9 protein-coding genes are annotated in these 10,473 nt (G+C 67.5%); 6 read left to right on the top strand and 3 right to left on the bottom strand.

Going from position 1 to position 10,473, the window contains the following annotated elements; genetic code table 11:
* Nucleotides 1-133 precede the first annotated feature (133 nt).
* The 3 genes from AC5I49_RS01815 to AC5I49_RS01825 are packed head-to-tail and all read left to right on the top strand — an operon-like array spanning nt 134 to nt 3,727.
* Nucleotides 134-877: a 16S rRNA pseudouridine(516) synthase gene (locus tag AC5I49_RS01815; RefSeq protein ID WP_016449647.1), complete on the top strand. Its 744-nt coding sequence runs from the start codon at nt 134-136 to the stop codon at nt 875-877.
* 19 nt (nt 878-896) lie between these two features.
* Nucleotides 897-2,306, top strand: a complete 1,410-nt coding sequence (guaD, locus tag AC5I49_RS01820) for a guanine deaminase (RefSeq protein WP_495788751.1) — start codon at nt 897-899, stop codon at nt 2,304-2,306.
* 47 nt (nt 2,307-2,353) lie between these two features.
* Entirely contained in the window at nt 2,354-3,727 is a 1,374-nt protein-coding gene (locus AC5I49_RS01825; RefSeq protein ID WP_026062410.1) for a uracil-xanthine permease family protein, read from the top strand.
* Nucleotides 3,728-3,827: 100 nt separating this feature from the next.
* On the opposite strand, the gene AC5I49_RS01830 is transcribed toward AC5I49_RS01825, so the two are convergent.
* Genes AC5I49_RS01830 through AC5I49_RS01840 form a run of 3 tightly spaced genes read right to left on the bottom strand, consistent with a single transcriptional unit; the run spans nt 3,828 to nt 6,517 of the window.
* On the bottom strand, nt 3,828-4,277 hold the full coding sequence (locus AC5I49_RS01830) for an RNA-binding S4 domain-containing protein (protein ID WP_016449644.1): 450 nt from the start codon (nt 4,275-4,277) through the stop codon (nt 3,828-3,830).
* Between the two features lie 4 nt (nt 4,278-4,281).
* Entirely contained in the window at nt 4,282-5,769 is a 1,488-nt protein-coding gene (locus tag AC5I49_RS01835) for a sensor histidine kinase (RefSeq protein ID WP_016454029.1), read from the bottom strand.
* 25 nt (nt 5,770-5,794) lie between these two features.
* Nucleotides 5,795-6,517, bottom strand: coding sequence for a response regulator transcription factor (locus tag AC5I49_RS01840; RefSeq protein WP_016449642.1), 723 nt, complete (start codon nt 6,515-6,517; stop codon nt 5,795-5,797).
* Nucleotides 6,518-6,617: 100 nt separating this feature from the next.
* Here AC5I49_RS01840 and AC5I49_RS01845 point away from each other — a divergent pair, with 100 nt between their 5' ends.
* From AC5I49_RS01845 to AC5I49_RS01855, 3 genes are all read left to right on the top strand, one after another.
* Entirely contained in the window at nt 6,618-7,577 is a 960-nt protein-coding gene (locus AC5I49_RS01845) for a Bug family tripartite tricarboxylate transporter substrate binding protein (protein WP_016449641.1), read from the top strand.
* 216 nt (nt 7,578-7,793) lie between these two features.
* Nucleotides 7,794-8,363, top strand: a complete 570-nt coding sequence (locus AC5I49_RS01850) for a tripartite tricarboxylate transporter TctB family protein (protein WP_016454030.1) — start codon at nt 7,794-7,796, stop codon at nt 8,361-8,363.
* Nucleotides 8,363-9,877 (top strand): tripartite tricarboxylate transporter permease, encoded by a 1,515-nt coding sequence (locus AC5I49_RS01855; protein ID WP_047219874.1) that lies wholly within the window; start codon nt 8,363-8,365, stop codon nt 9,875-9,877. The genes AC5I49_RS01850 and AC5I49_RS01855 overlap by 1 nt, the downstream gene beginning before the upstream one ends.
* Nucleotides 9,878-10,473 lie beyond the last annotated feature (596 nt).

Here is a 10,473-nt window from a genome sequence, read left to right on the forward strand (position 1 = left end):
GTCAGGCTCTTACAGCCCAAGAAACCCCGTAGCCCAAAGCTACGGGGTTTTTTGCTTGTTTGCGCAGAATACCTGTTCCGGCCCTGCGCGATGTGCGTGCGCCATGGTGGGTGCGCCGGCTTGAAAGACCAACATGCAACTGCAAGACATTCTGTATTCCCAAGGCTTCGGTATCCGCCGCGTGTGCTCGGGCCTGGTCCAGCAGGGCTGGGTGGAACTGTGGGACACCGAGGCCAACGACTGGGTGCGTTGCCTCGATTCCACGCAGGACATCGATCCTGAAGGCCTGCGCTATCGCGTACAGGGCGTGGAGTGGGCCTATCACGCGCTGGGCTATGTGCTGCTGCACAAGCCGGCGGGCACGGAGTGCTCGCAAAAGCCTTCAACCTATCCGAGCATTTACTCGCTTTTGCCCATGCCGCTGCGCCAGCGCCCGAACAAGGGTGCCGTGCAGGGCGTGCAGGCCGTGGGCCGGCTGGACCAGGACACGACGGGCCTGCTGCTGCTCAGCGATGACGGCCAGTTCATCCACCGCATGAGTTCGCCCAAGAAGCATGTGCCCAAGGTCTACCGTGTGACCACCAAGCATGCCGTGGATGCGCGGCAGGTGCAGCGCCTGCTGGAGGGCGTGGTGCTTGATGACGACCCCAAGCCCGTCAAGGCGGCTGCCTGTGAGCAGGTGAGCGAGCATGTGCTGGACCTCACGCTGACCGAGGGCAAGTACCACCAGGTCAAGCGCATGATCGCCGCCGTTGGCAACCGCGTCGAAGGCCTGCACCGCTGGAAGATTGGCGAGCTGGAGCTCACCGAGGACCTGCAGCCGGGCCAGTGGCGCTGGCTGTCGGCCGAGGACCTGGCCAAGCTCAAGGCCAAGTGAAGCTCTCTTGTCGTTTCCCATGATGAATTCCTCTGAGCCGCGCCCAGGCTGGGCCCTGCTGTGCACGGCCTTCGATGCCCCCACGCCGCACGCGCTGCGCATCCGGCAGGACGTGCTGATCGTCGTGGATGGCCGCGGCATGATCGATGCCGTGCTGGAGCGCGGTGATCCCCGCCGCGCCGCTCTGGAGGCCGCGCATGCGGCCGCAGGCACGCTGCAGCGCCTGCCCGAGGGCCAGTACCTTTTGCCCGGCATGGTGGACCTGCATGTGCATGCCCCGCAATGGCCGCAAAGCGGCAAGGCCCTGGATGTGCCGCTGGAAACCTGGCTGCAGGAGTACACCTTTCCCCTGGAAGCGCGCTACGGCGATGCCGGCTTTGCCACATCGGTCTACGACAGCGTGGTGCGTACGCTGCTGGCCAATGGCACGACGACGGCCATGTACTTCGGCACCATCCACGCCGTGGGCAACCAGGTGCTGGCCGAACGCTGCCTGGCCCTGGGCCAGCGCGCCCTGGTCGGCAAGGTGGCCATGGACGAGCCGTCGCAATGCCCTTCGTTCTACAAGGACGCCAGTGCCGCCGAAGGCATTGCCGAGACAGCGCGCTTCATCGACTGGCTGCGCCAGCATCCGGACAACGCGCAGCAGCGCGTGCTGCCGGCGATCACGCCGCGCTTCATTCCTTCGTGCACCGACGAGCTGCTGCGCGGCCTGGGCGACCTGGCTGGACGCACCGGCGCCCATGTGCAAACCCATTGCTCCGAGAGCGACTGGGCCCACGCCCATGTGCTGGAACGCCAGGGCCGCACCGATGCGCATGCGCTGCATGATTTCGGCCTGCTCACGCGCCGCACGGTCGTGGCCCATGCCAACTTCCTCACGGCCGATGACGTGGCGCTGATGGCGCGCACGGGCGCCTCGGTGGCGCATTGCCCGCTATCCAACTTCTATTTCGCCAACAGCGTTTTCCCCGCGCGCAGCGGCCGCGAGCAGGGCCTGGGCATGGGACTGGCCACGGACATTTCGGGGGGCTACAGCCCCAGCATGTTCGACGCCTGCCGCCATGCCATGACAGCCTCGCTGGCCTTGCACGAAGGCGTGGATCCGGCGCAGACGGCCGCCCGGCGGGGCAGGGCGGGGCAGGGCGTGCAGGCCCGCATCGACCACGTCTTTGCACTGTGGCTGGCCACGGCGGCGGGTGGCGATGCGCTGGACCTTCCCATTGGCCGCATCGAGCCCGGCCATGCCATGGATGCCCTGGCCGTCGACTGCCTGGCGCCGGACTCCAATGTGCAGATCTGGCCCGAGCAGGACGGCCCGGCCGACATCCTGCAGAAGATCATCCACCATGCCACGCGTGCCAATGTGGCCTGCACCTGGGTGCAGGGCGCGTGCGTGCACCGGCGCCAGGCGGCCAGCCCCGCCTGAAGACCGGCTGCGTTTGCGCACTGGCTGTTTCCCGCGTTTTCCGCTCCATGACCGAACCGACCTCCTCCTACGAAGGGCGCCTGATCGCCCGCCCTGACGACCGCGTCACGCTCTCCCAGGCCCTGTTGCTGGGCCTGCAGCATGTGATGGCCATGGACGTGTATGTCGTGCCCTTCATCATTGCCTCGGCCCTGGCGCTGTCGCAGGCCGACGCGGCGTCCATGATCCAGTCCACCTTTCTTGCCGCAGGCGTGGGCACGCTGATCCAGACCGCCTGGTGCATGCGCATGCCCGTGGCACAAGGGCCTTCCTACATTCCCCTGGGTGCCATCCTGGCCGTGGCCTTTGGCGCGGGCGGCGGCTTCGGCGGCATGGGAGCGGTCTATGGCGCGCTGATTCCGGGCGCGCTCATCGTCATCGCGCTGGGTGCGCTGGGCTGGTTTCACCGCGTGATCCGCTGGCTGGTGCCTCCCATCGTCGGCGGCACCATCATCCTCGTGGTGGGGCTGTCGCTGCTGCCGATTGCGCTGAGCGCCAACGTGTTCGCGGTCCACGGCGGCATGACGGTCAACCAGTCCATCGCGCTGGCATCGGTATCGGCGGCGCTGCTGATTGCGGCCATGATGCTGGGCCTGCGCTTCGACAACCGGCTGGGCCGCTGGATGCGCCTGTCGTCGGTGATCATCGCGCTGGCTGGCGGCACGGCCGTCGCCTGGGGCATGGGGCTGTTTGCCTGGCAGCCCATTGCCGATGCGCCCTGGCTCACGCTGCCCAAGCTGGCGGGCATCGACTATCCGCTGCAGTTCTCGCTGCCCGCCGTGCTCACCTTCGTCGTGATCTACCTCGTGGTCATGGCGGAAACCACGGGCACGTGGTTCGCGGTCTCGGCCGTGATCAACCAGCCCATCACCAGCCGCCAGCTGGACCGTGGCGCCGTGGGCGAAGGCCTGAGCTGCAGCGTGGCCGCCCTGATAGGTGCCACGCCGGTCACCGGCTACTCCACCAACGCCGGCGTGATCTCCATCACCGGTGTGGCCAGCCGCATGGTTTTCATTGCAGCCGGCCTGGTGCTGGCCTGCCTGGGCTTCCTGGGCAAGTTCTCCGCACTGATCGCGGCCATTCCCTCGCCCGTGATCGGCGGCATGTTCGCCGTGGTCTGCGTGACCATTGCCATGGCGGGCATCCGCATCCTGCGCCATGTGCGCCTGGACGAGCGTGCCATGCTGGTGGTGGGCGTGCCCATCATCTGCTCCTTCTTTGCCACCCTGGCCCCCAAGGACTGGGTGCAGACCCTGCCGGACATGCTGCAGTACCTGCTGGGCTCGGCCGTGACCGTGGGCGCCATGGCCGCCATGGTGATGAACCTCATCCTGCCGCGCGCGCAGGATGACGACGCCCCGGCCAGGGACCAGGTGGTCTGAACGCCGCAGGGCCTGCTTCCCGCAAATCCATGCAAAAAGGCCATGCGCAGTTGTTGCGCATGGCCTTTTTTGCGGGAAGAGGCGGGCAGGGCCGTGCGATTCAGCGCCGGTCCAGATCGTCGATGGAGGCGCTCCAGCGGCTGTCCCAGCTGCCGCGCTCGCGCACCTGGTCGATCTGGCGGCGGTCGCGCTTGGTGGGGCGGCCTTCGTGCTGGCTGGCGATGCTGCTGGCGGGCTCCGGAGCCAGCCGGCGCTGCTCTGCCAGCCGTTCGCGCTCGGCCAGGCTTTCGGCGGTTTCCTCGTACAGGGCCTGGGCCACGGGGGCGGGGCCCCGCATGCCTGAGAGGCCGCGGATGACCACGGTGCGCGGGACCTGGCCCTGGCGCAGGGCCACGGTGTCGCCGCAGCGCACCTCGCGCGCGGGCTTGACCAGGGCTCCGTTGACGGTGACGCGGCCCTTGCCGATTTCCTCCGTCGCCAGGCTGCGCGTCTTGTAGAAGCGCGCGCACCACAGCCATTTGTCCAGACGCATGGATTCGATATCGGTCATGGCGTTATTGTGCGCGCGGCGCGGGGTGCTTGCCAGTGGCCGGCTGCAGCGGAATCGCCACGTGCGCATGCAATCCGCAGACCAGGCCTTGCCGGTAGATGTTGCGCAGCTCGATGGCGCCGCCCAGCGTCTGCACGATCTCGTGGCAGATGGCCAGCCCCAGGCCCGAGCCGCTGCGCGCATTGCCGGCCGAAAATGGCTGGAACAGCCTCTGCGCCAGCTCGCTGTCTATGCCCGGCCCGCTGTCGCGCAGGCTGAGCACGGCCTGGCTGCCGGCCTGGTGCACGCTGATGTGCAGGCTGCCGGCCGCAGGCATGTGGCGTATGGCGTTGTGCAGCAGGTTGCGCGTGAGCTCGCGCAGCATCCATTCGTGGGCAGGAACGGGGCAGGGCTCCGTGTCTATGGAAAAGTCGATGTCCTGCTCCGCAATCAGCGGCGACAGTTCGATGGCCACGTCGCGCACCACTTCGTCCAGCAGGCTGGGCGCGGGCGATGCGGGCTCGGCGCTGTCTTCCTGGCGCAGCTGCTCGACCTTGGCCAGCGCCAGCATCTGGTTGGCCAGGCGCGTGGCGCGGTCCACGGTGGCGCCGATTTCCTCAAAGGCCTGCTCGGCCGGCACATCGCCGCGCTGGGCCGACTGCAGCTGTGCCTTGAGCACGGCCAGCGGCGTGCGCAGCTGGTGCGACGCGTCGCGCACAAAGCGCTTTTGGTCCGACAGCAGCTGGCGAAGCCGCAGCATGAGCTGGTTGATGGCCTCCAGCAGCGGCTGCAACTCGCGCGGTGCTGAGGGTGCCGACAGCGGGCTCAGGTCGCCGCGCGGGCGCGATCGCAGGTCGCTGCTGAGCCGGCGCACGGGCTGTGTGGCGCGCTGGACGACGAAGATCACGATCAGCGCCACGGCGGCCACCAGCAGGGCCTGCCGCGCCAGCGTGGTGCGCAGGATCTGCAGGGCCAGCGCTTCACGCAGCTCCAGCGTCTCGGCCACCTGGATCACGGCCATGCCGCGCCCCTTGGCGCTGGCCACGGGCTGCAGCAGCACGGCCATGCGCACGGGCCGGCCCCGGAACTGTGCGTCGTAGAAGTCGACCAGGGCCGCGTAGGGCGGGCGCTGGGGAATGACGCCATGCCACATGGGCAGCTCGCCAAAGCCCGACACCATTTCCCCCTCCAGCGTGGAGACGCGGTAGAACATGCGGCTCTGGTTGTCGGCCTCGAAGATCTCCAGCGCCGAGTAGGGAACGATGGCATGCAGCTGGGCGGACTCGTCATAGCCCGTCACATCCAGCTGCTCGCTGATGCTCTTGGCCGAGGCCAGCAGCGTGCGGTCATAGGCGGTGTTCAGCGCAGCCAGCGTCTGGTGGTACAGGCTCCAGGTATTGAAGCCAATGAACAGAATGACGGGCACGAGAATGCCCGTCAGCAGCTGGCGGCGCAGCGACCAGGGCTGGCGCGTGCGCGCGGGGGCAGGAAGGGGAAGACCGGGGTCGCGCATGGGCTGCGGTGAGTGGTGGAGTGCCTCAGGCCGACTCGGCCTTGAGCAGATAGCCCAGGCCGCGCAGCGTGACCAGCTGCACGCCTGTGCCCGACAGCTTCTTGCGCAACCGGTAGGCGACGACTTCCACGGCTTCGTACTGCACGTCCGACTCGCCGGGAAACACCAGCGCGAACAGGCGCTCCTTGGCCACGGCATGGCCGGGGCGTGCCAGCAGGGCGTGCATCAGGGCCAGCTCGCGCGGCGTCAGCTCCATGATCTCGCCATCGCGGTGGATGGCGCCGCTGGCCTTGTCGTAGCGCAGCGCACCCATGGCGATGGTCTCGGGCGGCGGCTTGGGCGTGAAGCTGTCGCTGCTGCGGCGCAGCAGGGCGCGCAGCCGGGCCTCCAGCTCGTCGAGGTCGAAGGGCTTGGCCAGGTAGTCGTCGGCACCGGCGTTCAGGCCCAGCACGCGGTCGCCCACGGTGCCGCGCGCGGTCAGGATGAGCACGGGCGTGCGCAGGCCCTGGCCGCGCGCACGCTCCAGCACCTGCAGGCCGTCCAGGCCGGGCAGGCTCAAATCCAGCACCACGGCGTCGGGCTCGCGCACCAGCCACTGCGCCAGGGCCGACGGGCCGTCGGCCGCCGTCTCCACCTGGATGCCGCGCCGGATCAGCGTGCGCTGCAGCGTGGTGCGCATGGCGTTGTCATCTTCTACGAGCAGCAATTGCATGGGCCGGACGTTAGCACCGGGCGCGATGCAGGCCATCGTGGCGAGAGCGATCTAGGGATTCCCCTAGGGGTTTGGACAGCCATTTGACAGGTAGCGAACCGATCATCGACAGCCTTACAACACAAGGAGTCAAACCATGCGTCGTGATACTTTTCTGAAGTCGCTGGCCGCACTGGCCGCCGCAGGCAGCCTGCCGCTGTCTGCGCAGGCTGCGGCAGCCGTCAAGATGATGCTGCCGGCCAACCCCGGCGGCGGCTGGGACACCACGGGCCGTGCCCTGGGCAAGGCTTTGCAGGACGCTGGTCAGGCTGCTTCCGTCACCTATGACAACAAGGGCGGCGCCGCCGGCGCCATCGGCCTTGCGCAGTTCGTCAACGGCAGCAAGGGCGATCCCAACGCCATGATGGTCATGGGCGCCGTCATGCTGGGCGGCATCATCACGGGCAAGCCGCCCGTGAACCTCACGCAGGCCACGCCGCTGGCCCGCCTGACCAGCGAGTACAACGTCTTCGTGCTGCCCGCCAACTCGCCCTTCAAGAACATGGCCGAGGTGATCGCCCAGCTCAAGAAGGACCCGGGCTCCGTCAAGTGGGGCGGCGGCTCGCGCGGCTCTACCGAGCACATTGCGGCGGCCATGATTGCGCGTGAAGTCGGCGTCGATCCCTCCAAGATCAACTACGTGGCATTCCGTGGAGGCGGCGAGGCCATCTCCGCCATCCTGGGCGGCAACGTCACCGTGGGCGGCAGCGGCTACAGCGAGTTCGCCGAGTACATCGGCACCGGCAAGATGAAGCCCATCGGCGTGACCTCGGGCCAGCGCCTGAAGGGCGTGGACGTGCCCACGCTCAAGGAGCAGGGCATCAACGTGGAGATCGGCAACTGGCGCGGCGTGTACGGCGCGCCCGGCATCACCAAGGCACAGCGCGATGCGCTGGTCGCCATGATCGAGAAGGCCACCAAGAGCAAGGCCTGGGCCGAGGCGCTGCAGAAGAACGACTGGACGCCTGCATGGCTGGCCGGCGATGCCTTCGGCGAGTTCGTGGACCAGGAGTTCGCGAGCCTGCGCGCCACCATGGTCAAGTCCGGCATGGTGTGATCGAGCTGCTGCACCGGCCTCTTGCGGGGCCGGTGCAGCAACAGGCCCGCACTCCTGCGGGCCACGGCAGGCGCCAGTCGCAGCGCCTGCTTCAAGAAGCGGAAGATGCCCGCGCGCCGCGCCAGCGGCTCGCAGGCCCCGGCGGCTTAATTTTTTCCCCACGTCTGCAGCGGTGGCCGGCCCGGTCGCTGGTCCCGCTGCGGCCAGGAACTGACCATGTCCGAGTCCTCACAACCCAATCCACTTGCCACGGATGCCGCCCAGGCCGATGAGCCCAGCGGCTTTCCCTCGGTACGCGCGCAGACCATCGTCGGCTCCGGCGTGCTGCTTGTCGCCGCAGGCCTGGCCTTCGGCGCGCTGCAAATCCCTGGCGATGCCGGCTACGGCGGCGTCGGCCCCAATTTCCTGCCCTGGCTGTGTGCCTTGGTGCTCGCAGTCTGCGGCGCCTGGCTGGTCTGGGAGGCACGCACGGGCGGCTTTCGCGAAGCCTCTTGCGGGGGCGGCCACCCACGAGCCGACATCGGCGCCTTCGTCTGGGTGTCGACGGGCCTGCTGGTCAATGCCGTGCTGATCGGCACCGTGGGCTTCATCGTCAGCTGCACCGTCTGCTACGTGCTGGCCGTGCAGGGCCTGCGCCGTGCCGGCGGCCAGGCCCAGGCGGGCAAGCCCATCACCTGGGCCAAGGACGTGGTCACCGGACTGCTGATCTCGGCGCCTGTGTTCTGGGCCTTCACGCAATTCCTGGCGATCAACCTGCCGGGCCTGACTGAGACGGGGTGGCTGTAATGGAAATCTTTGACGCACTGCTGGCGGGCTTTGCCACCGCCATCACACCGGCCAACCTGCTGTGGGCCCTGGTCGGCTGCGCCCTGGGCACGGCCGTGGGCGTGCTGCCCGGCATCGGACCGGCCGTGGCCGTGGCCATGCTGCTGCCCATCACCGCCAAGGTCGATGTCACCGCCTCGATGATCTTCTTCGCGGGCATCTACTACGGCGCCATGTACGGCGGCTCCACCACCTCCATCCTGCTGAACACGCCCGGGGAGACCGCGAGCATGGTCACGGCCATGGAGGGCAACAAGATGGCCAAGAGCGGCCGCGCGGGCGCCGCGCTGGCCACCTCCGCCATCGGCTCCTTCGTGGCCGGCACCGTGGCCACCGTGGTCGTCACGCTGTTCGCGCCTTCGGTGGCCGACTTCGCCGTCAAGCTGGGCCCGCCCGAGTACTTCATGCTGATGGTGCTGGCCTTCACCACCGTGAGCGCCGTGCTGGGCCAGAGCGCGCTGCGCGGCATGACGGCCCTGTTCCTGGGGCTGGCGCTGGGCTGCATCGGCATGGACCAGATCTCGGGCGCTGCGCGCTACACCATGGGCAAGATGGAACTGCTGGACGGCGTGGACATCGTGCTCGTGGCCGTGGGCCTGTTCGCCGTGGCCGAAGTGCTGTACGCCGCCATGTACGAAGGCAAGGTCGTCGATACGCAAAACAAGATGGGCCGCGTGCACATGACCGGCCGTGACTGGAAGCGTTCGTGGCCCGCGTGGCTGCGCGGCACCGTCATCGGCACGCCCTTCGGCTGCATTCCCGCCGGCGGCACCGAGATTCCGACCTTCCTGAGCTATGCCACCGAGAAGAAACTGGCCAAGGGCGAGGACCGTGCGGAGTTCGGCACCAAGGGCGCCATCGAAGGCGTGGCCGGCCCAGAGGCCGCCAACAACGCCACCGTGACCGCCGCGCTGATCCCGCTGCTGACCCTGGGCATTCCCACCAGCAACACCACGGCCGTGCTGCTGGGCGCCTTCCAGAACTACGGCATCAACCCCGGCCCGCAGCTGTTCAGCTCGTCCGCGGCCCTGGTCTGGGCGCTGATCGCCTCGCTGTACATCGGCAACCTGATGCTGCTGGTGCTCAACCTGCCCATGGTGGGCCTGTGGGTCAAGCTGCTCAAGATCCCGCGTCCCCAGCTGTACGCCGGCATCCTGATCTTCGCCACCGTGGGTGCCTACGGCATGCGCCAGAGCGCGTTCGACCTGTTCCTGCTGTACGGCATCGGCGTACTGGGCGTGATCATGCGCCGCTTCGACTTCCCCACCGCGCCCGTGGTGGTGGGCATGATCCTGGGCCCCCTGGCCGAGGCGCAGATGCGCAACGCCGTGTCCATCGGCGAAGGCAGCTGGTGGATCTTCCTGCAGCGCCCCATGTCGCTGACGCTGATCATCATCGTGGCCTGCGTGCTCATCGTGCCGCGCGTGCTCAAGCGCCTGCAGCCCAAGCCCTCGCCGGAGGCGGCTGCCGGCTGATGCCAACCCGTTGCTAGCCGGCCCGGCGGTGTCACGCATGGCGCCCCGGGCCCCTGACAGCCCCTGCCTTCCGAGGCAGGGGCTTTTTTTATTGGCGCCCCTTGATGCGGGTCAGCAGGCGCCTCATGCCCATTGCACCAATGGCATGGGAAATTTATCAATATGTCCTTCCATTGGTGAGGTGGCATTCAATTGCTGATGTATCCAAGATAGTCAATTTGCTTACATTTATAAGAGGAGTCTGACGCATAAATCAATTGCGCCATTGCCAGTGGCCTGTCTATGATTCCCGCTCATCGAGAGAGGGAGCCGTCCATAGGACGGTTGACACAATGACACGACCATTTGCCATCCGCACGCCATGGGGCGAGCCACTGCATTCTCATGAAATGCCTGGCTATCAGAGAATCCGCCACTGTTTCCATCCACCCGGAATGAGGCAATGTGAAGCAATTGCCGCCCTGGATACAGCGATACAGTGCGACTGCGCCATCAAGTCCACTCAGGAGAAGTCTGCATGAGTGGCAAACCCGCAGCCCGTATCACCGACAGCGTCGTCAAGGGCAAGATCGTCACCGGCTCGCGCACCGTGCTCA

It is taken from the genome of Delftia sp., from assembly GCF_059499305.1.